This is a genomic window from Polynucleobacter sp. 71A-WALBACH, from assembly GCF_018882365.1.
GTDB lineage: Bacteria > Pseudomonadota > Gammaproteobacteria > Burkholderiales > Burkholderiaceae > Polynucleobacter.
Genome location: NZ_JACVOP010000002.1, coordinates 236,677 through 262,103 on the forward strand (window position 1 = coordinate 236,677; position 25,427 = coordinate 262,103).

General features: G+C 45.7%; 29 protein-coding genes. 20 read left to right on the forward strand and 9 right to left on the reverse strand.

Annotated elements, in window-relative coordinates; genetic code table 11:
* Positions 1–65: 65 nt before the first annotated feature.
* From ICN42_RS08835 to ICN42_RS08865, 7 genes are read left to right on the forward strand one after another with little or no spacing between them, the layout of a single operon-like run.
* Positions 66–1,325 (forward strand): aminotransferase class I/II-fold pyridoxal phosphate-dependent enzyme, encoded by a 1,260-nt coding sequence (locus ICN42_RS08835; RefSeq protein ID WP_216253488.1) that lies wholly within the window; start codon positions 66–68, stop codon positions 1,323–1,325.
* The gene (locus tag ICN42_RS08840) at positions 1,322–2,632 is read left to right on the forward strand and encodes a homoserine dehydrogenase (RefSeq protein ID WP_216253489.1); all 1,311 of its coding nucleotides are present in this window, start codon (positions 1,322–1,324) and stop codon (positions 2,630–2,632) included. Before ICN42_RS08835 ends, ICN42_RS08840 begins: the two co-directional genes overlap by 4 nt.
* A 9-nt stretch (positions 2,633–2,641) precedes the next feature.
* Entirely contained in the window at positions 2,642–4,084 is a 1,443-nt protein-coding gene (thrC, locus tag ICN42_RS08845; RefSeq protein WP_216253492.1) for a threonine synthase, read from the forward strand.
* 32 nt (positions 4,085–4,116) lie between these two features.
* Positions 4,117–5,355, forward strand: coding sequence for a gephyrin-like molybdotransferase Glp (gene glp / locus ICN42_RS08850; protein ID WP_216253722.1), 1,239 nt, complete (start codon positions 4,117–4,119; stop codon positions 5,353–5,355).
* A gap of 34 nt (positions 5,356–5,389) precedes the next feature.
* The gene (gene moaD, locus ICN42_RS08855) at positions 5,390–5,647 is read left to right on the forward strand and encodes a molybdopterin converting factor subunit 1 (protein WP_216253495.1); all 258 of its coding nucleotides are present in this window, start codon (positions 5,390–5,392) and stop codon (positions 5,645–5,647) included.
* Between the two features lies 1 nt (position 5,648).
* Positions 5,649–6,113, forward strand: a complete 465-nt coding sequence (moaE, locus tag ICN42_RS08860; RefSeq protein WP_216253498.1) for a molybdopterin synthase catalytic subunit MoaE — start codon at positions 5,649–5,651, stop codon at positions 6,111–6,113.
* 52 nt (positions 6,114–6,165) lie between these two features.
* On the forward strand, positions 6,166–7,821 hold the full coding sequence (locus ICN42_RS08865) for a carboxylesterase/lipase family protein (protein ID WP_216253501.1): 1,656 nt from the start codon (positions 6,166–6,168) through the stop codon (positions 7,819–7,821).
* A gap of 49 nt (positions 7,822–7,870) precedes the next feature.
* On the opposite strand, the gene ICN42_RS08870 is transcribed toward ICN42_RS08865, so the two are convergent.
* Together ICN42_RS08870 and ICN42_RS08875 are read right to left on the reverse strand one after the other, a co-directional pair.
* Complete coding sequence (locus ICN42_RS08870; RefSeq protein ID WP_216253504.1) at positions 7,871–8,860, reverse strand: NAD(P)/FAD-dependent oxidoreductase; 990 nt, start codon at positions 8,858–8,860, stop codon at positions 7,871–7,873.
* The gene (locus ICN42_RS08875) at positions 8,857–9,480 is read right to left on the reverse strand and encodes an alpha-ketoglutarate-dependent dioxygenase AlkB (protein ID WP_216253506.1); all 624 of its coding nucleotides are present in this window, start codon (positions 9,478–9,480) and stop codon (positions 8,857–8,859) included. Before ICN42_RS08875 ends, ICN42_RS08870 begins: the two co-directional genes overlap by 4 nt.
* Positions 9,481–9,569: 89 nt before the next feature.
* On the opposite strand from ICN42_RS08875, the gene ICN42_RS08880 reads away from it, so the two are divergent.
* Entirely contained in the window at positions 9,570–9,749 is a 180-nt protein-coding gene (locus ICN42_RS08880) for a hypothetical protein (protein WP_216253509.1), read from the forward strand.
* Here the strand turns inward: ICN42_RS08880 and ICN42_RS08885 are convergent.
* The 4 genes from ICN42_RS08885 to ICN42_RS08900 are packed head-to-tail and all read right to left on the reverse strand — an operon-like array spanning position 9,733 to position 11,971.
* Positions 9,733–10,053, reverse strand: coding sequence for a hypothetical protein (locus ICN42_RS08885; protein WP_216253511.1), 321 nt, complete (start codon positions 10,051–10,053; stop codon positions 9,733–9,735). The two genes, ICN42_RS08880 and ICN42_RS08885, sit on opposite strands and share 17 nt — an antisense overlap.
* 8 nt (positions 10,054–10,061) lie before the next feature.
* Complete coding sequence (locus ICN42_RS08890; protein WP_216253514.1) at positions 10,062–10,439, reverse strand: DUF4149 domain-containing protein; 378 nt, start codon at positions 10,437–10,439, stop codon at positions 10,062–10,064.
* 10 nt (positions 10,440–10,449) lie between these two features.
* Complete coding sequence (locus ICN42_RS08895; RefSeq protein ID WP_216253517.1) at positions 10,450–11,319, reverse strand: oxygenase MpaB family protein; 870 nt, start codon at positions 11,317–11,319, stop codon at positions 10,450–10,452.
* Between the two features lie 4 nt (positions 11,320–11,323).
* Positions 11,324–11,971 (reverse strand): LON peptidase substrate-binding domain-containing protein, encoded by a 648-nt coding sequence (locus ICN42_RS08900; protein ID WP_216253519.1) that lies wholly within the window; start codon positions 11,969–11,971, stop codon positions 11,324–11,326.
* A gap of 112 nt (positions 11,972–12,083) precedes the next feature.
* Between ICN42_RS08900 and ICN42_RS08905 the strand changes: the two genes are divergently transcribed.
* The 5 genes from ICN42_RS08905 to ICN42_RS08925 all read left to right on the forward strand — a co-directional run bounded on the left by ICN42_RS08905 (position 12,084) and on the right by ICN42_RS08925 (position 15,270).
* Positions 12,084–12,236, forward strand: coding sequence for a hypothetical protein (locus tag ICN42_RS08905; protein WP_216253522.1), 153 nt, complete (start codon positions 12,084–12,086; stop codon positions 12,234–12,236).
* Between the two features lie 42 nt (positions 12,237–12,278).
* Positions 12,279–12,692 carry a DUF2244 domain-containing protein gene (locus ICN42_RS08910; RefSeq protein ID WP_255539328.1) on the forward strand — a complete coding sequence of 138 codons (414 nt, stop codon included), beginning with the start codon at positions 12,279–12,281 and terminating at the stop codon, positions 12,690–12,692.
* Between the two features lie 99 nt (positions 12,693–12,791).
* Positions 12,792–13,358 carry an Rrf2 family transcriptional regulator gene (locus ICN42_RS08915; RefSeq protein ID WP_216253528.1) on the forward strand — a complete coding sequence of 189 codons (567 nt, stop codon included), beginning with the start codon at positions 12,792–12,794 and terminating at the stop codon, positions 13,356–13,358.
* Between the two features lie 27 nt (positions 13,359–13,385).
* The gene (locus ICN42_RS08920) at positions 13,386–13,847 is read left to right on the forward strand and encodes a tetratricopeptide repeat protein (RefSeq protein WP_255539329.1); all 462 of its coding nucleotides are present in this window, start codon (positions 13,386–13,388) and stop codon (positions 13,845–13,847) included.
* A gap of 13 nt (positions 13,848–13,860) precedes the next feature.
* Positions 13,861–15,270, forward strand: coding sequence for a 3'-5' exonuclease family protein (locus tag ICN42_RS08925; protein WP_216253531.1), 1,410 nt, complete (start codon positions 13,861–13,863; stop codon positions 15,268–15,270).
* A 15-nt stretch (positions 15,271–15,285) separates the two neighbouring features.
* Here the strand turns inward: ICN42_RS08925 and ICN42_RS08930 are convergent, their stop codons facing one another.
* A complete protein-coding gene (locus ICN42_RS08930; protein ID WP_255539330.1) occupies positions 15,286–15,549 on the reverse strand; it encodes a GIY-YIG nuclease family protein in 264 nt (87 codons plus the stop codon).
* A gap of 93 nt (positions 15,550–15,642) precedes the next feature.
* Here ICN42_RS08930 and clpB point away from each other — a divergent pair, with 93 nt between their 5' ends.
* From clpB to ICN42_RS08950, 4 genes are all read left to right on the forward strand, one after another.
* Positions 15,643–18,237, forward strand: a complete 2,595-nt coding sequence (gene clpB / locus ICN42_RS08935) for an ATP-dependent chaperone ClpB (RefSeq protein WP_216253534.1) — start codon at positions 15,643–15,645, stop codon at positions 18,235–18,237.
* A 61-nt stretch (positions 18,238–18,298) separates the two neighbouring features.
* Positions 18,299–19,537, forward strand: coding sequence for an MFS transporter (locus ICN42_RS08940; RefSeq protein WP_216253537.1), 1,239 nt, complete (start codon positions 18,299–18,301; stop codon positions 19,535–19,537).
* Between the two features lie 289 nt (positions 19,538–19,826).
* Complete coding sequence (aceA, locus tag ICN42_RS08945; protein ID WP_215354246.1) at positions 19,827–21,125, forward strand: isocitrate lyase; 1,299 nt, start codon at positions 19,827–19,829, stop codon at positions 21,123–21,125.
* 114 nt (positions 21,126–21,239) lie between these two features.
* Entirely contained in the window at positions 21,240–21,680 is a 441-nt protein-coding gene (locus ICN42_RS08950) for an HIT family protein (protein WP_216253538.1), read from the forward strand.
* Between the two features lie 18 nt (positions 21,681–21,698).
* On the opposite strand, the gene ICN42_RS08955 is transcribed toward ICN42_RS08950, so the two are convergent.
* Complete coding sequence (locus ICN42_RS08955; protein ID WP_216253540.1) at positions 21,699–22,037, reverse strand: hypothetical protein; 339 nt, start codon at positions 22,035–22,037, stop codon at positions 21,699–21,701.
* A 1-nt stretch (position 22,038) separates the two neighbouring features.
* Positions 22,039–22,629 (reverse strand): TetR/AcrR family transcriptional regulator, encoded by a 591-nt coding sequence (locus tag ICN42_RS08960; protein ID WP_216253542.1) that lies wholly within the window; start codon positions 22,627–22,629, stop codon positions 22,039–22,041.
* Between the two features lie 70 nt (positions 22,630–22,699).
* Here ICN42_RS08960 and ICN42_RS08965 point away from each other — a divergent pair, with 70 nt between their 5' ends.
* The 3 genes from ICN42_RS08965 to ICN42_RS08975 are packed head-to-tail and all read left to right on the forward strand — an operon-like array spanning position 22,700 to position 25,410.
* Entirely contained in the window at positions 22,700–23,071 is a 372-nt protein-coding gene (locus ICN42_RS08965; RefSeq protein WP_216253543.1) for a hypothetical protein, read from the forward strand.
* Between the two features lie 49 nt (positions 23,072–23,120).
* The gene (locus tag ICN42_RS08970) at positions 23,121–25,082 is read left to right on the forward strand and encodes a YadA family autotransporter adhesin (protein ID WP_216253545.1); all 1,962 of its coding nucleotides are present in this window, start codon (positions 23,121–23,123) and stop codon (positions 25,080–25,082) included.
* A 13-nt stretch (positions 25,083–25,095) separates the two neighbouring features.
* The gene (locus ICN42_RS08975; protein WP_216253547.1) at positions 25,096–25,410 is read left to right on the forward strand and encodes a hypothetical protein; all 315 of its coding nucleotides are present in this window, start codon (positions 25,096–25,098) and stop codon (positions 25,408–25,410) included.
* Positions 25,411–25,427 lie beyond the last annotated feature (17 nt).

The window sequence follows — 25,427 nt, forward strand, 5'->3', positions numbered from 1 at the left end:
ATAATTATGAGGATTATAGCCAGCTGTTTTTTCCTAGATTTCAAGAACTTACCCTTTAATTTATTGTGAAACCGATCCTAAAGTCCGAAAAACTCAATCACGTCTGTTACGACATTCGTGGACCCGTGCTGGAGCTCGCTCAGCGCATGGAGGAAGAGGGTCACAAAATCATCAAATTAAACATCGGTAATGTGGGTGTTTTTGGTTTTGATCCTCCAGAAGAGATTCAGTTGGATATGATTCGCAATTTGGGTAATGCCTCAGCGTACTCCGATTCCAAAGGAATCTTCGCGGCTCGTAAAGCAATCATGCAGTATTGCCAAGAAAAAGGCATCCAGGGCGTTACTTTGGATGACATCTATACCGGCAATGGTGTTTCGGAATTGATCGTATTGGCAATGAATGCATTGCTCAATAATGGCGATGAAGTCTTGGTACCAGCCCCAGATTATCCTTTGTGGACAGCTGCAGTGAGTTTGTCTGGTGGTACACCAGTTCATTACTTATGTGATGAGTCTAAAGAGTGGGCTCCCGATCTGGCGGATTTGCGTAAAAAGATTACGCCACGCACCAAAGCCATTGTGGTGATTAATCCTAATAATCCGACTGGCGCAATTTATTCCAAAGAAGTGCTAACAGAACTAACGTTAATCGCACGTGAGAATGATTTGATTCTGTTTGCCGATGAGATTTACGACAAGATGCTGTATGACCAAGAGAAGCATCTCTCTTTGGCGTCCTTATCTACCGATGTAGTCACGATTACCCTTAATGGTTTGTCCAAGAACTATCGCTCTTGTGGCTACCGTGCTGGCTGGATGGTGGTTTCCGGAGATAAAGAGATGATTCGGGATTACATCGAAGGCCTCAATATGCTGTCCTCCATGCGCTTGTGCGCTAACGTGCCAGGGCAGTACGCCATTCAAACGGCCTTGGGCGGTTATCAAAGTATTAATGATTTAGTCAATGAGGGTGGGCGCTTGGCTAAGCAGCGAGACCTTGCCTGGAAACTCATTACCGAAATCCCTGGCGTGACTTGCGTTAAACCAAAGTCTGCTTTGTACCTCTTTCCTAAGCTCGATCCAGTGATGTACCCGATCGAAGATGATCAGCAATTTGTAGCTGATCTTTTGAAGGAAGAAAAAGTGTTACTGGTGCAAGGCTCCGGTTTTAACTGGGGCAAGCCAGATCACTTCCGTGTAGTGTTCTTACCTCATGAAGATGTGCTCAAGGAGGCGATTGGTCGTCTTGCGCGCTTTCTAGAGCGTTATCGTCAAAAACATAGCCGTAAAGCGGCTAATTCAACAGCAACAAAGGCATCATGAAACCGATTCAAGTTGGTCTATTAGGTATTGGCACTGTAGGTGGCGGCGTATTTACTGTTCTCGAGCGTAATCAGGATGAGATTCAGCGTCGCGCTGGACGTGGTATTCGAATTAATACGGTTGCTGACCTCAATGTAGAGCGTGCCAAAGAGTTGGTAAAAGATCATGCCCAGGTAGTGAGTGATGCTCGTGCGGTGATTAACAATCCTGAGATTGATATTGTTGTTGAATTGATCGGTGGTTATGGCATTGCTAAAGACTTAGTGCTAGAGGCCATCGCTGCTGGTAAGCATGTGGTTACAGCCAATAAGGCTCTGATCGCTGTGCATGGTAATGAGATTTTTAAGGCCGCCCATGAAAAGGGTGTGATGGTTGCGTTTGAGGCTGCTGTTGCTGGTGGCATTCCCATCATTAAAGCGCTTCGCGAAGGCCTCACTGCAAACCGCATTGAGTGGATCGCCGGCATTATTAACGGTACAACTAACTTTATTCTTTCTGAGATGCGCGACAAGGGTTTGGACTTTGCGACTGTCTTGAAAGAAGCGCAGCGTTTAGGTTACGCAGAAGCGGATCCTACATTTGACATTGAAGGTGTAGATGCCGCTCATAAGGCAACCATCATGAGCGCTATTGCATTTGGTATTCCAATGCAATTTGAGAAGGCGCACGTTGAAGGCATTACGAAGCTTGATGCTATTGATATTAAATATGCCGAGCAGCTAGGCTATCGAATCAAGTTACTGGGTATTGCTAAGAAGACAACAACTGGTGTTGAATTACGTGTGCACCCAACCCTGATTCCTACTAAGCGTCTCATTGCAAACGTTGAAGGCGCTATGAACGCCGTCCAGGTGTTTGGTGACGCTGTTGGTACTACGCTTTACTACGGCAAAGGCGCAGGCTCTGAGCCAACCGCTTCTGCTGTGATTGCTGACTTAGTCGATATCACTCGTTTATTAGGTGCTAGTCCCGAGAACCGTGTCCCTTACTTAGCGTTCCAGCCTGAATCAGTACGCGACATCACTGTATTACCAATGGGTGAAATTACTACCAGCTATTACTTGCGTTTGCGCGTAGCGGATCAAGCTGGCGTGTTAGCAGACATCACTAAGATTTTGGCCGCTCATGGCATCTCGATTGATGCACTCTTACAAAAAGAGGCGGACGAAGGTGAAAGTCAAACTGATTTAGTAGCACTGACCCATGAGACCAAAGAAAAGCACATGCTGGCAGCGATTCAGGAAATTCAGAATCTGAAAACTGTCGCTGGCGAAGTGGTGAAGATCCGTTTAGAAAATCTTTCCTAAGATAAATACATGCGTTACCAATCTACTCGGGGCAATAGCCCACAGCAATCCTTCCTAGAAATTCTGCTCGGCGGGTTGGCGCCAGATGGCGGCTTATACCTGCCAACTGAGTATCCGCAAGTAACTAAGGAGCAGTTGGATTCCTGGCGCGGCCTGTCTTATGCTGATCTCGCCTATGAAGTCTTGAGTTTGTATTGCGACGATATCCCTGAGGCGGATTTACGCGCCTTGCTGCGTAAAACATATACAGAGCAGGTCTATTGCAACGGGCGTGCTGAAGATAACGCCAAGGACATTACGCCATTACATTGGTTAGGCGAAGAGCAGGGCACACGCATTGGTTTGCTCAGTCTGTCCAATGGACCCACATTGGCATTTAAAGATATGGCTATGCAGTTACTCGGCAATCTCTTCGAGTACGCACTAAAGAAAAAAGGTCAAAAGCTCAATATTTTGGGTGCAACATCGGGCGACACTGGTAGCGCTGCCGAATATGCCATGCGCGGCAAAGAGGGTGTGAAGGTATTCATGCTTTCGCCACGCGGAAAGATGAGCGCTTTCCAATCTGCTCAAATGTATTCTTTGCAAGATCCTAATATTTTTAACTTGGCGGTTGATGGTGTATTTGATGACTGTCAGGATATTGTGAAAGCGGTCAGTAACGACCACACCTTTAAAGCCAATCATCAAATTGGTACGGTGAACTCCATTAACTGGGGTCGCGTAGTTGCTCAGGTTGTCTACTACTTCCAAGGTTATTTGCTGGCGACAAAATCTAGCTCTGAGAAAGTATCTTTCACAGTACCCTCTGGCAACTTTGGCAATATCTGCGCTGGCCACATAGCCCGCATGATGGGCTTGCCAATCGAGCATTTGATTGCCGCTACTAATGAGAATGATGTTCTCGATGAGTTCTTCCGCACTGGTGTCTACCGTGCACGTAAGTCTGCTGAAACTTTACATACTTCCAGTCCTTCTATGGATATCTCAAAGGCAAGCAACTTTGAGCGTTTTGTATTTGACCTGATGGGTAAAGATGGCAAAGTCACTGCCAGCATGTTTAAGCAGGTGGATGAAGCGGGTGGCTTTGATATTTCTAAAGACGCCGTCTTTAAAGAAATGGCGCAGTATGGATTCCAGTCTGGTCGGAGCACACATGAGAACCGCCTCGAAACGATTCGTAATATTGATGCGCAGTATGGCGTGATGATTGATACTCATACGGCTGATGGGGTGAAGGTGGCTCGTGAGCACCTGCAAGCAGGCATCCCGATGATTGTTTTAGAGACTGCTTTACCAATTAAGTTTGAAGAAACGATTGAAGTGGCATTGGGTCGTCCTGCAGAGTGTCCAGCCGCCTTTAAAGACATCAAGTCAAAGCCGCAGAAAGTTGAAAACATTGATGCCGATGTCAATCAAGTTAAGAACTTCATTACTGCTCACATCAACTAACTCAGAAATAAAGCGCTATGACTAAGCCTCCGATGTTGACTGCTCAACAGGCTTTAGATCACCTGCTGTCGAATGCAAAATCCGTCAGTGAGAGTGAGACAGTCGCCATGCAGGCTGCCTTAGGGCGTGTACTTGCCGAGAGCGTGAATAGCTTAGTGGACGTACCGCCACTCGATAACACCTCCATGGATGGTTATGCGGTGCGTACTGCCGATACCCACACCCCAGGAAGTACTCTCAAGATTGCCCAACGTATTCCAGCTGGTTCTGTTGGAGCTCAGCTTGAGCCAGGCACTGCAGCCAGAATCTTTACTGGAGCCCCGGTACCACCTGGCGCCGATGCGGTAGTAATGCAAGAAGACTGCGCTATTCAAGAGGGATCTGCTGATCAGGTCCAGGTGAATATCGTACCAACTTCGGGTCAATGGATCCGGAGACGGGGAGAGGATTTGACGGCTGGCAAGACTGCATTAACTGCGGGCACTTTTCTACGCCCACAAGAATTGGGTGTTGCTGCCTCTGCAGGCCTCACGCATTTAAATGTAAAACGTAGAGTCAAGATTGCCGCTTTTTTCACTGGCGATGAGCTTTCTCTACCTGGTGAGCCACTTAAACCCGGCGGCATTTACAACTCCAATCGCGACACTTTGCTGGCGTGTATTAAATCTTTAGGTTGTGATGCTACTGACTTTGGAATTGTTCCTGATAGCCTGGATGCCACAAGAGAAACTTTGCGCAAAGCGAGTAAAGACCATGACTTGATCATTACCTCTGGCGGAGTGTCTGTTGGCGAAGAGGATCACATCAAGCCCGCAGTGACAGCTGAGGGTAGATTGGATCTCTGGCAGATTGCGATTAAGCCTGGTAAGCCTTTGGCTTTCGGTGCTGTACGCAAATCAGATGCCTCCAAGAATGCTGACGCTGAATCAGAAACTTGGTTTATCGGCTTACCTGGCAACCCAGTATCCAGCTTCGTTACATTTTTATTATTTGTGCGGCCATTTATTTTGAAGCTCCAAGGGCGAGAGGCGGGCATACCCCAGTCTTATCCTATGCGCGCTGACTTTGATTGGCTCAAAGGGGATCGTCGCAATGAGTTTCTGCGCGTCAAGATCAATGCGCAGGGTGGTTTAGATTTATTCCCCAACCAAAGCTCTGGAGTGCTTACAAGCGCTTCTTGGGGGGATGGTTTGGTGGATTGCCCTCCAGGGCAAACCTTCAAGGCGGGCGAGCTGGTGAAGTACATTCCTTTTAATGCCTTGCTCAGCTAAAGCAAGCCTGAAGAAATCAGATTACGATCTTTATATGAAACTCGAATTACGATTCTTTGCCTCCTTAAGGGAGGGTCTTGGACTCTCTGGTGAGAGCATTACTACGCCATTAGAAGTAAAGACAATTGCAGATTTAAGAAATTATCTTGTTCAACGAGGAAATCCTTGGGCTGAAGTATTGGCTGGCAGCAAAGTTATTCGTTGCGCCTTAAATCAAGAAATGATGAGCGACTCTACTGCACTAATAGAGGGTGCTGAAGTCGCATTCTTCCCTCCGGTTACTGGCGGCTAAGATGCAGAATGATTTCATTCGCATTCAAGAGGGCGACTTTGATCTTACGAGTGAGGTTAAATCACTTCGTCAGAATGATCCCCGCGTAGGGGCGATAGTGACTTTTGTTGGTACGGTTCGAGATATGAATGACGGTAGTCAAGTCAAAGGCATGACGCTGGAGCACTATCCTGGTATGACTGAAAAATCCCTAGAGGAAATCATTAGGCAAGCCAGAGGCCGTTGGGATCTTTACAAGACACTAGTCATTCATCGAGTAGGCCCGCTATTGCCTGAGGATCAAATTGTGTTAGTGGCAGTCACTAGCGCCCACAGAGGTGAAGCTTTCGCTGCCTGTGAGTTCATCATGGACTACCTAAAAACAGCAGCGCCATTTTGGAAAAAAGAAGAAACTCCAGAAGGTAGCAAGTGGGTGGATGCCCGCGTGACTGATGATGTTGCGATAGCGCGCTGGAATAAGAACTAACTTTCGTATTGCCAATTTTTTATTAAGCCAAACCTCCATTAGGAAGAGTTAGATGAAAAAGATATTTGCCGTCCTGCTGAGCGGTATCGCTTTGACCGTCTGTGCTGCCGAGCGCCCAATCATACAAGTTGAAAATGGGCGCGTTCAAGGCACGATTGAATACAAGATGCAGGCCTTTAAGAACATTCCGTATGCCGCTCCACCAGTAGGCGAGCTTAGATGGAGACCGCCGCAGCCAGCATTAGCTTGGAGTGGAGTGCGAGACGCTAGCAAATTTGGCGCCTCTTGTCCCCAGATTTTCATTAAGAATTTAAGTAAGGGCCTGGTGCTTCCTGGTAGTGAAGATTGCCTGAAGCTGAATGTCTACGCACCTGAAAAAACTAGCAAGAGCATGCCAGTGATGGTCTGGTTTCATGGGGGCGGTTTATTGGTTGATGGAGCAAGTGATCCGCAGTTCACCCCGATTAATTTGGTGAAGAATGGCGTGATTGTTGTGACGGTAGATTACCGCTTAGGTTCGCTTGGCTTTTTTGCTCCTCAAGAGTTAATTGAGGAAGCTAAAGCTAAAGGCGAGCCAGTTGGCAACTACGGCACCATGGATCAAATTGCTTCACTCAAATGGGTTAAAAATAATATCGCCGCGTTTGGTGGGGATCCAAATAATGTAACGATCTTTGGACAGTCTGCTGGAGGCCGTAGTGTGACTTGGCTCATGGTGTCTGATGCAGCTAAAGGATTGTTTCACAAGGCAATTGCGCAGAGTGCCCAACAAAGTCCGTTACGGAGCATGACTGAAAAACGACTGGGGTTGACACCTGAGACGGAAATTGATGCGAAATACATGGCTGGGCTTGGCGTTAAATCACTGGCAGAGCTAAGGAAATTGCCTCTAGATAAGGTAGTTCTCAATGGAGAGGCATATTACGCCGGAGAGTTTGGCGGCCCATTTATTGATGGTCACATCATTAAGGGGGATCCAATCCCTTTATTCGCCGCAGGGAAGCAGGCGAAGGTGCCATTCATGATCGGCACAAACTCGTTTGACTCTGACTTTATGTTGCCTGGCGAGCCTGCATTAGATGTGTTTCTAAAGAATGTTCACGAAGACCCAAAAATCATTGAGCGACTCTATTCCAATGTCAAAGACAAATGCATTTTGAATTCATTTGTCATTCAAGACTTGATGTATCGAGCTAGTACTAAATTATTAGCCGACAGCATGAATGGTGTAGCTCCAGGTTATGCCTATTACTATGACTATCTGACAAAAAATATTCGCCCTGTCTTCCCAGGGTCGCCACATACTTTTGAAATCACTTATGTATTTGGAAGTTTAGAATTAATGCCTCAGGCTCCAAAGCAAGTTGAATCAGGGAATCAATGCGCCAGAATTGAAAAGGATATTGCTGACTTCAAGAAAACCCATGCTTGGCCAAAAGATTGGTATCCAATCGTAGACAAGAATAGCTCTCAAGACCAAGCCATCACCAAGAGAATGTCCGATAGTTGGGCTGCATTCGCCAAAACCGGTAATCCCAATGTGGGCGGTCAAGCAAATTGGCCAATCTATAACCTGAACGCGGATGTGATGAGAAATTACTCTGACGGCCAAGAAACGATCACTGGTTTATTCAAAGACCGCGTGGCCTATCAAATGCTGCATTTGAGAGAAATCTATGCGCTAGAGCGACTCAAAAACGCTTTTTAATTTCTGCTAAGAATTCAATAAATCACCCCACGGGGTGGTTTATCTTTATCTATTCACCATGAATAACTGCAGCCAGTCGAAAGCCGCTTAACCAAGCGCCTTCAACCCTACCGCCATTAAGCCAGTCCCCACAGAGCCCTAAGCCGACATCGGATAGTGAAAGAAAGCCAGTTGCATTTTCTAGGCCTCCGCTTGCATAGCGCCAGCGGTGCATCGAGATCTCTGGGTTACGACAATCAAATCCAAGATGTGCAAGACATTCCATCATTTGATTTTGAGCATCCTCTTTGCTGAGCTCTACATTCTCCTGACTCCAATCTGGACTTCCATGAATGGTCCATCGACTACCTTGACGCATGGGCTTTGATTCATTTTGGCAAATCCAACTAATGATTTCCTGATTGATAAATGCGGCATCAAAGTCGGTGGTCGGCTGATTAGGAAAATGCGCCATCATTGTCCAGCAGGCTTTCATCTGGGCTGAGTCAGCGATATCAGAGGCTCGAGAGTCAAGATCCTTGACTAAGATACTTGCCTGAGGAGCGGGTATAGCCAACACCACATAATCATATAGCGCTGAGATTGCGCCACTTTCATTGCATTGAAGAGCCCATTGACCACCTCTGCGCTCTAGCCTGGAGATGGTTGTTTCATATTGAATCGTTAGATCTTCAGCTAAATATTTTCCTGGCGAATTCATACTTGGGATGCCAACGTAGCGAGTTTCTCTTGAGTTGCTCTTATGCCATACCCCATCTGTAAATACTTTCAGGGTAGGTGACCAGATGTCGGCGATACCCGCCTGCACCCATCTTTGTACTTCCTGGTGAAAGCGAGGATCTCGGGCGGTAAAGTACTGCGCTCCATGATCTGCCGCCCACTCTTGTGTGCGTCGTGTGCTCATGCGTCCGCTGGCTCCCCGACTTTTTTCAAAGACATCTACGGCTACGCCATGGGACTGCAATTCCTTTGCACAGGAAAGGCCCGCAATCCCTGCGCCAATAATTGCCACCTTCTGAATTGAGTTAGGAGGGCTCATATTCTGGGAACTATTTTCCGAAAGGTGAGGTTGATTCTGGGATTTGTGATGGACTTAGTTTTGAGAAGGCTGTGATGCCAGAAATCCTGAATAGGTGGATGCATGATAAGTAGGCTGCCATGCTCAAGAAATATCGGCACCGTGGTTTTGTCCTGCTTGTGTCGAAACGCAAACTTCCGTCGAGCGCCAAGACTAATTGAGGCAATAGGGGTTGCCCTATCTAATTCCTTTTCATTATCACTATGCCAGCCCATCCCTTCATCACCGTTGTGATACAGGTTGAGCAAACAGGAGTTGTAGGTGTGGCCAGTTACCTGTTCCAGCTTGCACTTGATTTGTAGCAACTCATGGGTCCAGACCTGAGGTATTTTTTGCATCCCAGAGTAGGTATACAGACACTCGGGATCACCGACCCAAGCAACTTTTCTTGAGGTAATTATCGACTTACCAAACATAGTGATCTGATCGGATGTCCAGGGAAGAGAGTTCAGCAGACCTTCAAACAGATGATCGGATTCATCCGCATCATAAAAATGATTGAAATATTCGGCACGACCATCTTTTTCCAATAGGAAAGTTGGGTCTGAGAAGTCTTTCTCACTGAATAACTGGTTTTGCATATTTGTTGAATGAGGCGGGGCGTACGCTATTTCAATAAAAACCCTAGAATAGGCCTCATTATGGATTGTTCAGGATTAATAGGTGAATCATGAAAGCACCCGATAAACGTTGCTGTGGCTCAGGCGTCTGCATTATCAATGAGGCTGGGGAGTGTTGGTGTGGACAAGTCTGGGATGGTGAGAAGATGAGTGCGCCACCGCTAATGCCGGCAAAAAACCATTCCACTGACCCGGATCTTGGATCTGACAACGCTAGATCTGAGTCTTAGGACCTTCTTTAAGGCAGACTTTGCTAGCAGATTGTTCGGCTGACTTTAGCCAAGCAGGGCTATCACCGCTGTGATTCAGCCCCTTCAGTTGGGCTGAGCTGAGATTAGTCATGAGTTGCTGCGAAGTGCAATCGCAATACTCACTAAATGCATCAGCTGACATGTCTTTTAATTTCGCATGCAGTTGAACTTGCTGTTTTGTACAAGACTCTTTGTAGCTCTGTGCGATCTTGCCTTTATTAATCTCTTGGGCTGTTAAAGATGAGACTGCTGTTGTTAAGATCCCAGCAAAAATCAGCCTCACGAATGTCTTCATAGTGTTTTGGTCAGTAGGTAGATAAAAATACACAGTTGAGTGATATTAATTACAACACTTAAGCCATGTAGTACATGGAACTTTTTGGTCTTACCCTCATCTTTTGCGGCATTGATTTTTCCTGTGAGAAAAAATAATGTGAAGGCAAACAAAATTGCGCAAGCGATGAGGTATAGCCTGTTACCAGAATCCTGTTCGGTAAATATGGACAGCAAAGTAACAATCCCTAGACTGGCATAGTATTTTGGAAAAAAGTTTCTAACATATTTACTGGACCACTCTACGGGGAGGACCTTAAATACGGTGGGGGCCACTACAACAGTAAAGAACAGCATGATTCCTACCATGCCTGAAATCAGATAATTTGTAATCATGATGGCCTTTTCATTTTGGTGATCCGTAAACCCTACGGAGGGAGTGAGCGGCTACGCCGTCTTTAAGTGCTTCCCTAACTGGAATGGCCATTAGCCGAATGGCTGAACTCAAAGCTAGTCGCTCTAGCTGACTTGGCTGCGGTCGATTAATGATGGGGTATACCCAATTGGGCAAGTTGAGAAAGCCTGCGCGACTAATCATTTTGACAAAGGGCTTAGAGCTGAGTTTGCTCGGGAAATGCTCCAGTAGGCTAATAATGGTCTTTGCCCGGTCACCGTAATGAAGTTGAGGCAGATATTGTTGGATAGCAAGCTCCGTACCTGCATAGCTATCTGGAAGGTGAGTGACGCCCAATTTCTCCCCAAGCATTTTCATTTCTGCGAAATACTGATCTTTCTGCTGTGTACCCAGAGATTCACTTCGGTATGACTCATAAGAGCGCATAAAGCTGCGGGTTTCTGTCAAATGAACCCAGGCGAGTAGATTGGGGTCGTCAGCCCTGTAGGGTTGCTTGAATTCATCAAGCCCAGTGACTTTCTGATGAATCTGATTAACGCGGTTAATGGCATTGTTTGCCATTTCATTCGAGCCATAGGTAGTTGCTGCTATGAAGAATGCAGTTCTACCTAGCCTACCCATAAGATCATCCCTGAAGCTAGAGTGATCCCAGACACCAGCAAGTGCTTTAGGGTGAAGGGCTTGCAGTACTAGTGAGCTAATGCCGCCGATCATCATTGAAATAAAATCGGCGTGTACTTTCCATGCTATGGACTCTGGGCCGAACAGGCCTCTATCGCCTGCTGGAGATAGAAAGGCGATGGGTGGACCTCCACCACCTACCATTTCTCGGATTGACCGACGAATGAGTTCATCAATCATATTTTTAATGAATCACAATATTGCGTAGACCATCGTCTTCAATGATCTCTGAAATTAAATCAAGTCGGATTCTGGGATTGCTTTGAGCAAGTAAATGATTTTTTTGAGCGAGTGGTAGCGGCAGAAGTTCAGCTAATCGATTGGCGACCCATCCACAATCATCTAGATTCGCTGGTATTTTGAATGCATCATCCCCCAACAGCTCTTCGCTTTTAATTACCGCAATAATTTCATTCAGGAGCGCGGCTACCTTTTCATGCTCTTTTGGCAATGGTATTTCAGGATCCCGATCAATTAGCTCAACCTGACCCATCCATAATCCATCGGATTCTTGCGTGATGGCAAGTAATCGAAAGCGTTGAGTTCCGTAAGACTTGGTCATATAGAGGGCGGGCTGAATCGGATCAAATTCTTCCAATTTCGCCAAGGTGCCAATGTTTGAAAAGTTAGCAATCGCACTGGCATCTGAGTCGATGGGTTTGTTATCCAGGATGCTGATAACTCCAAAAGGAGTGTTTTCACGGAGGCAACGCCTCATCATATCCAGGTAACGGGCTTCAAAGATTTTGAGAGTAATTACACCGCCTGGAAATAGGGTAGTTCCTAAAGGAAAAAGGGGGATCCAGTTGGCTGGAGAGGAGGATTCTGTCATCCGTTTAATTTAAAGGATTTGCATTTAGTTTGCTGAGCGGTTGAAATGACGCCATGTTCAGCAGCAATATCGGATTTCAGCTAAATTGCATGATGTTCATAGGAGAATTAACATGATGCAAAAATTACGGGTTAAGCTTGCGCGCTGGATTTTGGGCAAACACTGCCCTTGCTATCAAATGGGTTATCACACCATGGTTGATTTTCAGCAGCGCAGTGCCGATCAGCTTGAAAAGGCTAAAAAAGCCAAAGCTACCAATAGCTAAACCACGAACTCTGCTCCTCATCCCATAATGAAAACTTGGAAAATGAGGAGAAATTGCGCATTGACTCCCGGTCAATTACTCAAGTTCTACCTTGCTCTAGTTTGTCTTTCGGTAACTGTGGCGATTGGTTTTTTATTGGCTGGGGTTAAGATAATCCTCATCTTCACTGCAATAGAACTAACTGCTGTGACTGTCGGTTTTTTGATTTACTGTCGACATGCCTTGGATTTTGAAGAGATTGAAATCAGTGACACACGCTTGGTGGTAAGGAAATTCATTGCCTATAAAGAGACTGTGGTGGAATTCAATACTCGCTGGGCTAAGCTATCCAGACCACAAGAGCATGAAAAAGTATTTTCTATTACCCAGACAGGGCAGAGCGTTGAGCTTGGTCAATTTCTGAGGCGCGAGCAATTGAAGAATCTCATCGCCGAGTTGAGGCCTTACCTAGGTTGATTACAACCATAGCTTAAAAAGGGTTAAAGATCGAAGCTCTGCAGAAATGGATATTCAAGCTGATACTTGAATCCATTCAATATATTTGCCAAATTCATTATGAACGTTAGTACAGCAGTTAAAGCCGCCCTCAATACTTTGGTTGATATTGCCTCTAATTCAACTGGGGTGCACCCAGTAACTGGCTTGGAGCTGGCGCAGCGTCAAAAATTATCAATTAGCCGAATAGAGCTTTTGCTAAGTGCTTTGCGTGCCGCAGGTATTGTCAAAGGTACAAAGGGTCGTAATGGTGGTTATACGCTTTTACAAGACCCTCGAATGGTCACTATTAAAGATGTAGTTTTGGCAATGAACTACATCAAAAAGCGCAAAGTTGAAGCTTGCGATATTGCGAGCGAGCTATATCAGTCTCTAGAAACTTACATGCTCGGTTACATGGCCAACGTGAGCCTATCAGATGCAATTAAGGACTATGTCCCTCGATTTAGCGAGGCTAAAGCCGCCCCAGAGCGTCATACCTTTTCTTATGTGGCGCCAAAAGTAGATAAGCCCTCTAGGGGTGAAGTTCAGAGGGTAATCAAAACGCCCTTTAAAAAAGTAGAAGATATTCCGCTAGGGCCAAACTCTATCTTTAGTTTTGGCGACTATCTACATAAAGTAGGGTGAGATTTGGGGCAATATATGATGAAAGTTATGAAGACTAATCTGCTCAACAAAATACTAGTTTCTATTGTGATGGCAATGGCGCCCTGGGTAGTTTCCTTGGCTGCCGATAGTACGCCAGCCAAATCCGATCCTGCTTGGTTAACTGATGCGCGTATCAGCATCAAATCGAATAAGTACGATCAAGCATTGAGGCAATTGCAATCGGCAAATGAAATCAATTCCGCAGATTGGAATAATCTCATGGGATACAGTCTGCGCAAAAAACAGCCACCTGATCTAGTGGCCTCCGAAAAGTATTACCAGGCAGCATTGAAGATTGATCCAAGCCACAGGGCGGCTTTAGAGTATTACGGCGAGCTGCTGCTCATGAAGAAAGACTTGCCTGGAGCTGAGGCCATGTTAGCAAGACTGGATAAGGCTTGTTTATTTGGCTGTGAAGAGTACAGCGACCTCAAGGCTAGTATCGCGAAGTATCAAGGTAAAAAGTAATCCCTTACCTTTCATGCCATCAGCTGACCATGAATATCCTCCATTAGCATTTGTTGATATTGAAACGACAGGCTCTCATTTTGAGCGTGATCGCATTACTGAGCTTGGGATCAAATCGCTAATTCATGGTCAGGTGGAGACTTGGGAAAGTCTTATTAATCCCCAAACCTTTATTCCGCAAAATATACAAATCTTGACGGGCATTCGGCCGGAGATGGTTAGTCGGCAGCCTCCTTTTGAGGATTTGGCAACTGAGATTGCGCGAGAGCTGGAGGGTAAAATTTTCGTCGCTCATAACGCTCGATTTGATTACGGATTCTTGAAGGCATCTTTTAAGCGGGTGGGCATCGACTTTAAGCCCAAAGTGCTTTGTACCGTGAAGCTCTCCAGATTGTTATTTCCCGAACAGGCTAGACATAATCTAGACACTATTATTAGCGCTCATCGTCTTCAGATCAGCGCGCGGCATCGCGCGCTAGGCGATGCTGATTTGCTACTTCAGTTTTGGCGGGTATGCGAGGCTAAGCTGGGGCGTGAAGCGCTTCTGAAGGCGGTGAACCAGCTGATCGGTAATGCGAGTTTGCCACCCAATATAGATAAAGCGCTGGTGGATTCGATTCCAGATAAACCGGGCTGCTACATATTTTATGGGGAGAATAAAGTCCCTCTGTATATCGGCAAGAGTATTTCATTGCGCAGTAGGGTGATGGGGCACTTTCAGGGTGCCCTGACTTTGCGCAAGGAAATGAAACTCTCTTTGCAAGTAAGGGATATCGATTGGATTGAGACTAGTGGAGAATTGGGCGCGTTGATTTTAGAGTCGAGGCTAATTAAAGAGCGCATGCCCAGCATGAACATCAAGTTACGTCGCTCCAAAGATCTCTGCGCTTGGAAATTGGAATTGGATGAAGCTGGTGTACTGATGCCTAATTTAGTTGGCCATCGCGAATTAGATCCTGGAGCTCAAGAAAATTTGTATGGCTTGTTCTACAGCAAAAGAGAGGCGAACTCCTACCTCAAGGCTATTGCCAAAAAATATCGACTCTGTGAAGCGCTCCTGGGTTTAGAGAAGCGTGTTGAGGGCAAGGCTTGCTTTGGCTATCAAGTTAAGCAATGCGGGGGCGCTTGTATTGGAGACTCTTCCATTGAGTTGCACAATCTTCAACTCAAAACTGCCCTGGAATTATTTCAAGTTCAAGTCTGGCCTTATTCAGGACCTATCGCTATTAAGGAGGCTAGCCATATGCATGTGGTTGATCGCTGGCGTTACTTGGGTACTGCAGTAAACGAGGGAGAGCTTTATGAATTGGCTGACTCGGGAGAGGGTGAGTTTGATTTGGATATTTACAAAATCTTGAAAAAGGCCCTGGCTGGAAGCTTTAAGAGCCAGGTCATTCCTTTAATGGCCAAACCTACAGCGTAGGTCTTGATTAAAAGCCTAGATCTTAAAAAACCCCAGTTTTTCAGATCTCGGCAGTTTCTTCAATCTAGCCTCTGCCTTTGAGGCTTCTGATCGATCTGGGTGGTCTTGGGTTGCTAGGAGGATGACTGGTCTGCGGGCTCTTGTATAACGAGCGCCATCCCCTGAGTTATGGGCTGCCAAGCGATGCTCCAGGCGGTTAGTGATGCCAGCGTAATAACTGCCATCAGAGCACTCTAGGAGATAAACGAGCCAAGTCAAAATAGGGGTAAATTCAGTCAAAAAATGGTCAAAAACACTTGAAATTGCAAAGAATGCCCCTATATTCTATAGATAGAAATGCATAAAAATAGATAGAGTAGATAGGAATTCAAAATGAGAATAGATAAATTAACTACTAAATTTCAAGAAGCTTTGAGCGAGGCACAAAGTCTTGCGTTGGCTAAAGACAATCAATACATCGAGCCAGCCCATTTGTTGTTGGCCATGTTGCGTGATTCCGATGGCGGCGCAAAGAGTTTATTGACTCGCGCTGGCGTTAATGTTCCTGGCCTTGAGAAAGCGACTGAGAAACTGATTGGCAACCTCCCTGAAGTGCGGGGCACTAGTGGCGAAGTTCAGGTGGGCCGTGATTTAAGTAACTGGCTTAACTTATGTGAAAAAGAAGCGAATAAGCGAAATGATCAATTCATTGCTGGCGAGTTGTTCTTGTTAGTGGTGGCGGATGACAAGGGTGAGCTCGGCAAGATTGCTCGTGAGAATGGTTTAAATCGTAAATCGTTAGAGGCGGCTATTGATTTAGTGCGCGGAGGAGAATCAGTGAATAGTGCAGATGCCGAAGGTCAACGTGAGGCCTTAAAGAAATACACCGTCGATTTAACTGAGCGCGCTCGTATGGGTAAGCTTGATCCCGTTATTGGTCGCGATGATGAAATTCGTCGCACCATTCAGATCTTGCAGCGTCGCGGTAAAAATAATCCAGTGCTCATTGGTGAGCCAGGGGTTGGTAAAACTGCCATCGTGGAAGGTCTTGCTCAGCGCATCATCAATGGCGAAGTACCTGAAACCCTCAAGAACAAACGTGTCCTCGTATTGGATATGGCTTTGCTATTGGCTGGAGCCAAGTACCGTGGAGAGTTTGAAGAGCGTCTCAAAGCCGTATTGAGTGATGTCGCTAAGGACGAAGGTCAAACCATCATCTTTATTGATGAGATTCATACAATGGTTGGGGCTGGTAAGGGTGATGGTGCGATGGATGCTGGCAATATGCTCAAGCCTGCGTTGGCGCGCGGCGAATTGCATTGCATCGGCGCAACCACTTTAGACGAATATCGTAAGTACATTGAGAAAGATGCTGCATTAGAGCGTCGCTTCCAAAAGGTGATGGTAGAGGAGCCTAGCGTAGAGGCTACTATTGCGATCTTGCGTGGTTTGCAAGAGCGATATGAGCTGCACCACGGCATCGAGATCACTGACCCTGCCATCGTTGCAGCTGCAGAGTTATCTCATCGCTACATTACTGATCGTTTCTTGCCAGATAAGGCAATTGATCTTATTGACGAAGCTGGCTCACGGATTCGGATGGAGATTGATTCCAAGCCTGAAGTGATGGATAAGCTTGAGCGTCGCCTCATTCAATTGAAGATTGAACGTGAAGCTGTCAAAAAGGAAAAAGACGAAGCCTCACAAAAGCGTCTTGGTTTGATTGAAGATGAAATTAAACGCCTAGGCGCAGAGTACGCTGATCTAGAAGAAATCTGGAAAGCAGAGAAGGGTGCCGTATTGGGCGCCGCTCATCTGAAAGAAGAGATCGAAAAAGTACGCGCTGATATTGCTAAGTTGCAACGTGAGGGTAAGTTAGAGCAAGTTGCTGAACTGCAATACGGTAAGTTGCCTGAGCTCGAGGCTAAACTCAAATCCGCTGCTGCTGCCGAAGCAAAAGGCGATAAAGATGGCGTTGTGAAGAATAAGCTCTTACGCACCCAAGTTGGCGCAGAAGAAATTGCTGAGGTGGTTTCACGCGCGACTGGTATTCCGGTATCAAAGATGATGCAAGGCGAGCGCGATAAATTGCTCAAGATGGAAGAGTTGTTACATAAGCGTGTAGTTGGTCAAGAAGAGGCTATTCGTGCAGTGTCTGATGCTATCCGTCGCTCCCGCGCCGGCCTATCTGAAGAGAATCGTCCCTATGGCTCATTTTTATTCTTAGGGCCTACTGGGGTTGGTAAGACTGAGCTTTGCAAAGCCTTGGCTGGTTTCTTATTTGATAGTGAAGACCATTTAATCCGTATCGACATGAGTGAGTTCATGGAGAAGCATAGCGTTGCACGCTTAATCGGCGCACCTCCAGGCTATGTTGGTTACGAGGAGGGCGGCTACCTAACCGAGCAAGTCCGTCGTCATCCATACAGCGTGATCTTGTTTGATGAGATTGAAAAAGCACATCCGGATGTCTTCAATGTACTCCTGCAGGTATTGGATGATGGGCGCTTAACTGATGGTCAAGGCCGTACTGTTGACTTTAAAAACACGGTGATTGTGATGACCAGTAATATTGGTTCACATCTCATCCAGTCAATGACAGATAAGAAGCAATCCGAGATCAAAGACGCAGTATTTGAAGAGTTGAAGAATCACTTCCGACCTGAGTTCTTAAATCGAATTGATGAGATCGTGGTCTTCCATGGTTTGGATAAAGGCAATATTGCCAATATTGCGAAGATCTTGCTCAAGAACTTATCAGATCGCCTGGCAAAGGTCGATATGCAGATGGAGGTGAGTGATGCTGCCTTAAGCAAAATTGCAGAAGTCGGTTTTGATCCCGTATTTGGAGCAAGACCGCTGAAGCGTGCGATCCAGCAATATATTGAGAACCCAGTTTCCAAGATGATCTTGGAAGGCAAGTTTGGTCCGAAGGATACAGTTCCTGTAGGCGTCGATAAGAATGGTGATTTCAGCTTTACAAAATAGGACTTGTAGCAGTTTTACTCATTAATCAGCAGAAATTTTCCTGCGCCAGTAAACTCGGTACATGACTGATGCCCTGAAAATGAGGCGCGCCAGTGATGTCCGGGTTGTTGGTCTCATTAGCCTGGCTCATGGCAGTTCCCATTTCTTTCATTTAATTCTGCCACCCATGTTTCCATGGCTAAAGGCAGAGTTTGGCTTTAACTATGCTGAACTGGGTTTGCTGATGACCATCTTCTTTGTGGTCTCTTGCATTGTTCAAGCGGCATCTGGTTTCCTGGTGGATCGTATTGGGGCTCGGCCTGTCTTATTGGCAGGCGTGGGTTTGCTTGCATTGGCCGCGCTTACTTACTCGCAAAGTAATGGCTATGCCATGTTAGTAATAGGTGCGGTAATTGCAGGATGCGGCAATGGCATTTTTCATCCAGTTGATTACACGCTCATTAATCACAAAATATCACCACCTAATCTGCCTTATGCTTATTCTATTCATGGAGTAACAGGCTATCTCGGTTGGGCTGCAGCCCCAGCATTTATGGTGGCAGTAGCCACTATTGCCGATTGGCGAATTGCCTTTTTATCCGCCGCTGTTCTAGAGGCACTCATTTTGCTGACTCTCTGGATAAGTCGCGCTCGTTTAGTAGATAACGTGAAGGAGCGCCAAGCTGAATCTGAAGCTACGCATGCAGCAGCGAATCCAGGAGTGGGGCCAGTAAGCACCTTTGCTTTTCTAAAGTTGCCGGCAGTTTGGCTTTGCTGGATTTTCTTTTTCTTCAGCATGTCAGCCACGACAGGCATGCAGTCTTTTGCACCAAGTGCTCTACTGAAGATTTATGAGTTACCAGTCAGCGCTGGAAATTATTTTCTAACGGTCATGTCACTTGGTGGGGCTGGTGGCATGTTGTTGGGTGGCTATCTCGCAAAACGTTTTGCGCACCCTGAACGTATTATTACGATTTGCTTTTCAGTCAGCATTGCAATGGGACTATTGCTAGCGACTGGTTGGGTGCCTTATGACGCCATTGTTATTCCATTTATGGTGACAGGCGTTGGCCTAGGTATTGCAGCGCCATCGCGCGATTTAATGGTGCGCTCTGCAACGCCATCCGGCTCGTCGGGTAGGGTCTATGGGATTGTGTATTCGGGCATAGATCTGGGTGCTGCTTTAAGCCCTCTGGTCTTCGGAGTCTTCCTGGATATTGGCCTTCCCAAGCTTTTATTTATTGGCGTTGCTCTGCTGCAGCTTATGATTATCTTGACTGGATTTAGGGTCGCAACCATCGTTCCGCCTAAGAATAGCTAAACAAGCTCTTTTTTTTCACAATGTGAAAAGTCATTCCCATACGCAAAATGCGGTGCAACATTTCATCCAGCAAGTTTTTCCGCTTAATGAATTAACTTTCCGCATTGTAAAAAATAGTATTTAAGTTATTGAATATATTGAACTAATTATTTTCATTAACTATAGAAAAAGTTCTTGCATGCTTTTCCTAGACACTTAAACTCTTATATAAGACATAAGACTTGAACACCTCAACTTAGGGTCTCAATATTCGTAATTAGAAGTACTTGTTTAACTTAGGGAGAAAAACATGGCAGATCGCAAAGCAGAAATCGCAGCACTACAAAAAGACTGGGATACCAATCCACGCTGGAAGGGTATTACTCGTGGTTACACAGCTGAAGATGTTGTTCGTCTTCGTGGCTCATTGAAGATTGAGCACACATTAGCTAAGCATGGCGCAGAGCGTCTCTGGGAATTGGTTAATAACGAAGCTTACGTTAACTGTTTAGGTGCCTTGACGGGTGGTCAAGCAATGCAACAGGTTAAAGCTGGCGTTCAAGCTATCTACTTGTCAGGTTGGCAGGTTGCCGCTGACGGTAATTCATACGCAGCGATGTATCCAGACCAATCCTTGTATCCGGTTGACTCAGTTCCAAAGATGGTTGAGCGTATTAACAACTCATTCCAGCGTGCTGATGAAATCCAAACCGCTAAAGGTATTTACAAAGGTGATGCTGGTTATATCGAGTATTTCGCTCCAATCGTTGCTGATGCAGAAGCGGGTTTCGGTGGCGTATTGAATGCATTTGAATTAAGCAAGGCATTGATCAAGCAGGGCGCAGCTGGCGTTCACTTTGAAGATCAATTGTCTTCTGTTAAGAAGTGCGGTCACTTGGGTGGCAAAGTATTATTACCTACAGCTGAGTCAGTGCAGAAATTAATTTCTGCACGTTTGGCTGCCGATGTAATGGGTGTTTCAACTATCATTTTGGCTCGTACTGATGCTGAAGCTGCTGACTTGCTGACATCTGACTACGATGCAAATGACAAGCCATTCTTGACAGGCGAGCGTACTCCAGAAGGCTTTTACAAAACACGTAAGGGCTTGGATCAGGCTATCTCTCGTGGTTTGGCATACGCTGCTTATGCTGATATGGTTTGGTGTGAAACTGGTACGCCTGATTTGGAATTCGCTCGTCAGTTCGCTGAAGCAATTCGTGCGAAGTTCCCAGGCAAGATGTTGGCTTACAACTGCTCACCATCTTTCAACTGGAAGAAGAACTTGGACGACGCAACTATTGCAAAGTTCCAACGCGAATTAGGCGCCATGGGTTACAAGTACCAATTTATTACCCTCGCTGGTATTCACTCTATGTGGTACAACATGTTCGACTTGGCTCAAGACTACATGCAGCGCGGTATGACTGCCTACATCGAGAAAGTACAAGAGCCAGAGTTCGCTGCTCGTGATCGTGGTTACACCTTCGTATCGCATCAGCAAGAAGTTGGTACTGGTTATTTCGATGATGTAACTACCGTGATTCAAGGTGGTAAGTCTTCAGTAACAGCATTGACTGGCTCTACAGAAGAAGAGCAGTTCCATTAAGAAATCCCTAAGTAGTCTGTAGTAGCAGTACAGTAAAAATCTGCCCTTACTGTCTCGGCATCTAAATTACCTCACAAGGGTGACTTAGATGCCGTTTTCGTTTACATTGTTCCCATGACTAATTGCGTACTTTGTAAAGAAGAGCTCAAGCCTGAAGAGGGTCAATTAATTTGGCGTGGAGATGACTGCCGAGTCATTCTTGTGAATGATCCTGATCTACCTGGTTTTTGCCGTGTGATCTGGAATCACCATGTCGCTGAAATGACAGACCTGACTTCTGGTGAGCGTGAGCATCTGATGTCCTTGGTCTTCGCGGTCGAAGAGGTGGTGCGTCACGTGATGCATCCAGATAAAGTCAATATCGCTGCTCTAGGAAATATGGTTCCGCATATCCATTGGCATGTCATTCCAAGGTATGTGGATGATGTCTTCTTCCCAGGATCTGCCTGGTCTCAAAAGACGCAGAAAACTCCAATAGCAAACCTAGACACCAGAAAGCAATTGGCTCAAGAGCTGCCTGATGCCATCAAATCAGCGATAGCAGCACTCTCCTGATTGGCTTAAGCTATTACATCAATTGCATTTGGTGTATTTCTGCCTCCTAGCATCCTCTAGGTAAGAGTCATATACCAACAATGGGTCAAATTGTTTTTCACCAAGAATGGCAAACTTAAATCCTTTCGGCACCACTTGATTTGAGCCGAACCAAGAATGGGCTGTCATGAAGCGTGCAGTCTTGCCGTTCACAGTCAAATCCACATCGGAAGCAGTTCCGTCCTTCTCGGGATTGACTAAGCGGTACGCAACTACTGCCTTCCCGTGGCAATAAACATTACCTTCCGGCCTCTCAATAGCAAAGCCATGCCCTGAGCAAGAAGCTGCAATGAATAGTAGAGAAATCTGAAGTTTCATATTATTTCCTGAGTAGTAGGCTTAGGCTTGGTTTAATTGCTTCAAGGCAACTTTGCGCGTTACCGTTATTCATCACTGCATTTCTGTAACCAACATAATAAAGCGACCAGATTCCAAAGCACCTTGCCTGAATGCCATCAAATTTTTCATGTAGTAGGGCATCAGAAATTGGTTGAATAATTTGCATAAGTTGCTCAATGATTAATGTCTCATATTTCTCTGACCACTTCCAACCAAATGCAGCACCTTCTTTGCGTATGCTTTTAATAGTAATATCCTGCTTGTATAGGTCAAGGAGATAGGCTTCAATAAATTGAGTCGCGGTCTGTTTCTGAGTTTGAGAAAAGGCCTGAATATGTTTTATTTGCTGTGCGTTTACCCTAATGATTACTTCTGCCAGGAGATCCTGTTTATCTAGACCCAGTCGATAAAGTTGCATTGGGCTTTTATTTGCCGCAGCACTGATTTCACGCATCCCAACCTGCTCATACCCTTTTTTCTCAAATAGACGCTGCGCTACTTTAACAATAGCTTCAATTTGCCCTTCAGTTTTTCTAACCTTTTTTTCTTGCTTTTCAAGGTCTTTAGTCATTTCAAAAGGTATTTAGATGTAAGTAAATATGTAATAATTATATACATTATAGATAACATGTTAACAAATTATGATGAAGTCTTTATTTGCGAGCCTTCTTATAGCGTTGGGTTTAGTCTCTTGTACCACCTACCGTTATGAATATATTGCTCCAGCTACTGAAGCCGGTAGGACCTGCGCAACTCAATGCATGACCACCAAGCAGGTTTGCTATAACGCAATGGGTCAGCAAGCGCAAAATAATAGCAATATTTGCCACCAACAAAATAATTACAGCTATCAGGCTTGCGTCAATCGTGCGCAAAGTCATGATGATGTGAAAAGATGTAATCCCAATCCGCAGTATTGTCCTTCGAGTCCAAACTACTGGCAGTGCGATGAATCCTATAGACAGTGTTTCGCTACGTGTGGCGGTACAGTAAACGTATATAAAAACGAGTAGTTGATACTTATCTTGGCACCTAATTTAATCCTATCTACACCTAAAAATCATGAATACACAATTCAAGCTAAAACCCATATTCTTGGCGCTATCACTTTTCTCTACCATCTCAGTCTTGGCCCCTAGTGCGGCAAATGCTAGTAGCTGTACTGGAATTACCAATGAAGAACAGCCAGGCTTATTCAACGTAGCTTGCGGAGATGGAAACTTTGCTGGTGGAACCCTTGGAGGAACCACTCCAACCAATAACAATATTGCATTAGGTGAAGGAAACTTTGCAAGAAATGGTGAAGCAGTTGCCGTAGGAACTACTAACTACGCAGAAGCAGTTAGAGCTACCGCAGTCGGCAGTTCCAACAGGGTATACGGTAATGATGCATCTGCATTTGGAACGAATAACACTATAGGGACTATAGGGGGCGGAGGTATCAATGGTATTACTTCAACTGCAGTTGGTTCTGATAACCGCATCGATACAGGTACAGCAACCTTTGGCGGTGCAACTGCTGTAGGTAGGTTAAACGAGGTGTATGGCCAACAATCAACGGCAATAGGAACAAGAAATAGAGTTGGATTTCAGGGGATTGGGGCACCCATCTATTTTGAGAAGTCAACTTCCATTGGTTACAACAACTACACCTATGGCAACAATTCCATCGCAATGGGTTCCGGATCGGAGGTAGGTGGCGCAGATCCTGGAAGCCCCCTAGTTACGGCTGATAATGCTGTTGCTATTGGTAACAGCACTCGTGCAAGGGTGACTGGAACTGTGGCTATTGGTAACAATGCTCTAGCAGGCATGGACGCAATTGCTAGTTTGGGAGGAACAACTTTTCAATCAACAAATTCTATTGCGATTGGTACTAATGCCCGTGTCTTTGGTACCTCTATTACTACGGGCGCTGACAGCATTGCAATCGGCAATGGTGCCTATTCAACTGGCAATGCCTCAGTTTCATTCGGGCCTGGGGCTGTCACCACTGGCAACAATTCAGTATCAATCGGCTCTAATAGCTCGGATGGTAGTCAGTCGAATGTAGTCTCTGTTGGCAGCTCTACTAACCAACGAAAAATCATCAACGTAGCTGCAGGTAGTAATGCGACTGATGCGGTCAATGTAAGTCAATTAACTACTCTAGGGAATTCCACAGTTACTGCCCTTGGTACTGGGACATATAGTGCATCAACAAACTCTATTACTGGAGTTAACTATGCAGTAGGCTCCAGTAATTATTCAAGTGTTGCCGGAGCAATTGGCGCGCTTCAGGGTTACACACCTAGCGCGGGAGGATATTTTTCCTCAACTGGTGTTGGGTTGGCAAGTGCGGCTGGAACAGATTCAACTGCTGTAGGTGCCAATACATTGGCGCAAGGAGCGAATTCAATTGCCGCAGGTAGTGGTGCAACGGCAACTGGAGCAAACTCATCTGCACTTGGCTCAGGAACTACTGCTAGTGGAGCGGGCTCTACCGCTGTTGGTTATAACTCTACTGCTAGCGCTACAAATACTGTAGCACTCGGGAATGGAGCTACTGCAACTGGCAATAATTCCGTAGCGCTTGGTTCGGGAAGTAATGATGGTGGAAGAGTGGGCGTTGTTTCAGTTGGTAATGCTGTGGCTGGTGGCCAGAGACAAATTACAAACGTAGCAGCTGGTACACAGGGTACGGATGCCGTTAACGTAAATCAGTTAAATAGCTCAATTACTGGTGTTAATAATTCCATCTACGGAATGCAAAATCAAATTAACCAAAACAACCAAGTAGCAATGCGCGGTATTGCAGGTGTGTCAGCTGTGGCAGGCCTTCCAGCAATTGATACTGGTAAAAACTTTAACGTTGGTGTGGGTGTTGGTAGCTACTTAAATGCTAATGCTTTGGCAATTGGTGCTCAAATGCGTGTCGCTGATGGTGTTGTTGCTAAAGTTGCAGGCAGCGCTGCAAATGGGGCCTCTGGTTCGGGTTCAAATGGAAATTACACAGTCAGTGCTGGCGTAGGCTATAGCTTCTAGGGAGAAAATAAAAATGAACAAGCTTCTCATTGCGTTGCTCTTCCTGTTAGCTTCACTTCAAGCCTTTGCTCAGGATAAAAAGGTTACAGAAAAACCCAAGATGCAATTTATGGGGGCGTATGACGCTGGGCAAGCTGGCGCCAATATTTATAAAATGTTTGATCCCGCCGAGGATGTAGTTTGTTACATTCTCATGCCTGAAACTGCTGGCAGAAAAGCGGTTGAAGGTGGTAAGTGGATTTATGACGGCAATAACATTGGTTCTATTAGTTGCCTGAAAGTAAAGCTTCCAGTTGTTCCCTTGGTGCCATCTGCACCACAAAGATAGCCATTCACTACATCATC

Excerpts from the sequence above, each read along its gene's own strand:
- ICN42_RS08840 (WP_216253489.1), top strand. The coding sequence starts at position 1,322 with ATGAAACCGATTCAAGTTGGTCTATTAGGTATTGGCACTGTAGGTGGC.
- thrC (WP_216253492.1), top strand. The coding sequence starts at position 2,642 with ATGCGTTACCAATCTACTCGGGGCAATAGCCCACAGCAATCCTTCCTA.
- glp (WP_216253722.1), top strand. The coding sequence starts at position 4,117 with ATGTTGACTGCTCAACAGGCTTTAGATCACCTGCTGTCGAATGCAAAA.
- moaD (WP_216253495.1), top strand. The coding sequence starts at position 5,390 with ATGAAACTCGAATTACGATTCTTTGCCTCCTTAAGGGAGGGTCTTGGA.
- moaE (WP_216253498.1), top strand. The coding sequence starts at position 5,649 with ATGCAGAATGATTTCATTCGCATTCAAGAGGGCGACTTTGATCTTACG.
- ICN42_RS08865 (WP_216253501.1), top strand. The coding sequence starts at position 6,166 with ATGAAAAAGATATTTGCCGTCCTGCTGAGCGGTATCGCTTTGACCGTC.
- ICN42_RS08870 (WP_216253504.1), bottom strand. The coding sequence starts at position 8,860 with ATGAGCCCTCCTAACTCAATTCAGAAGGTGGCAATTATTGGCGCAGGG.
- ICN42_RS08875 (WP_216253506.1), bottom strand. The coding sequence starts at position 9,480 with ATGCAAAACCAGTTATTCAGTGAGAAAGACTTCTCAGACCCAACTTTC.
- ICN42_RS08880 (WP_216253509.1), top strand. The coding sequence starts at position 9,570 with ATGAAAGCACCCGATAAACGTTGCTGTGGCTCAGGCGTCTGCATTATC.
- ICN42_RS08890 (WP_216253514.1), bottom strand. The coding sequence starts at position 10,439 with ATGATTACAAATTATCTGATTTCAGGCATGGTAGGAATCATGCTGTTC.
- ICN42_RS08895 (WP_216253517.1), bottom strand. The coding sequence starts at position 11,319 with ATGATTGATGAACTCATTCGTCGGTCAATCCGAGAAATGGTAGGTGGT.
- ICN42_RS08900 (WP_216253519.1), bottom strand. The coding sequence starts at position 11,971 with ATGACAGAATCCTCCTCTCCAGCCAACTGGATCCCCCTTTTTCCTTTA.
- ICN42_RS08905 (WP_216253522.1), top strand. The coding sequence starts at position 12,084 with ATGATGCAAAAATTACGGGTTAAGCTTGCGCGCTGGATTTTGGGCAAA.
- ICN42_RS08910 (WP_255539328.1), top strand. The coding sequence starts at position 12,279 with ATGAGGAGAAATTGCGCATTGACTCCCGGTCAATTACTCAAGTTCTAC.
- ICN42_RS08915 (WP_216253528.1), top strand. The coding sequence starts at position 12,792 with ATGAACGTTAGTACAGCAGTTAAAGCCGCCCTCAATACTTTGGTTGAT.
- ICN42_RS08920 (WP_255539329.1), top strand. The coding sequence starts at position 13,386 with ATGAAGACTAATCTGCTCAACAAAATACTAGTTTCTATTGTGATGGCA.
- ICN42_RS08925 (WP_216253531.1), top strand. The coding sequence starts at position 13,861 with ATGCCATCAGCTGACCATGAATATCCTCCATTAGCATTTGTTGATATT.
- clpB (WP_216253534.1), top strand. The coding sequence starts at position 15,643 with ATGAGAATAGATAAATTAACTACTAAATTTCAAGAAGCTTTGAGCGAG.
- ICN42_RS08940 (WP_216253537.1), top strand. The coding sequence starts at position 18,299 with ATGACTGATGCCCTGAAAATGAGGCGCGCCAGTGATGTCCGGGTTGTT.
- aceA (WP_215354246.1), top strand. The coding sequence starts at position 19,827 with ATGGCAGATCGCAAAGCAGAAATCGCAGCACTACAAAAAGACTGGGAT.
- ICN42_RS08950 (WP_216253538.1), top strand. The coding sequence starts at position 21,240 with ATGACTAATTGCGTACTTTGTAAAGAAGAGCTCAAGCCTGAAGAGGGT.
- ICN42_RS08955 (WP_216253540.1), bottom strand. The coding sequence starts at position 22,037 with ATGAAACTTCAGATTTCTCTACTATTCATTGCAGCTTCTTGCTCAGGG.
- ICN42_RS08960 (WP_216253542.1), bottom strand. The coding sequence starts at position 22,629 with ATGACTAAAGACCTTGAAAAGCAAGAAAAAAAGGTTAGAAAAACTGAA.
- ICN42_RS08965 (WP_216253543.1), top strand. The coding sequence starts at position 22,700 with ATGATGAAGTCTTTATTTGCGAGCCTTCTTATAGCGTTGGGTTTAGTC.
- ICN42_RS08970 (WP_216253545.1), top strand. The coding sequence starts at position 23,121 with ATGAATACACAATTCAAGCTAAAACCCATATTCTTGGCGCTATCACTT.
- ICN42_RS08975 (WP_216253547.1), top strand. The coding sequence starts at position 25,096 with ATGAACAAGCTTCTCATTGCGTTGCTCTTCCTGTTAGCTTCACTTCAA.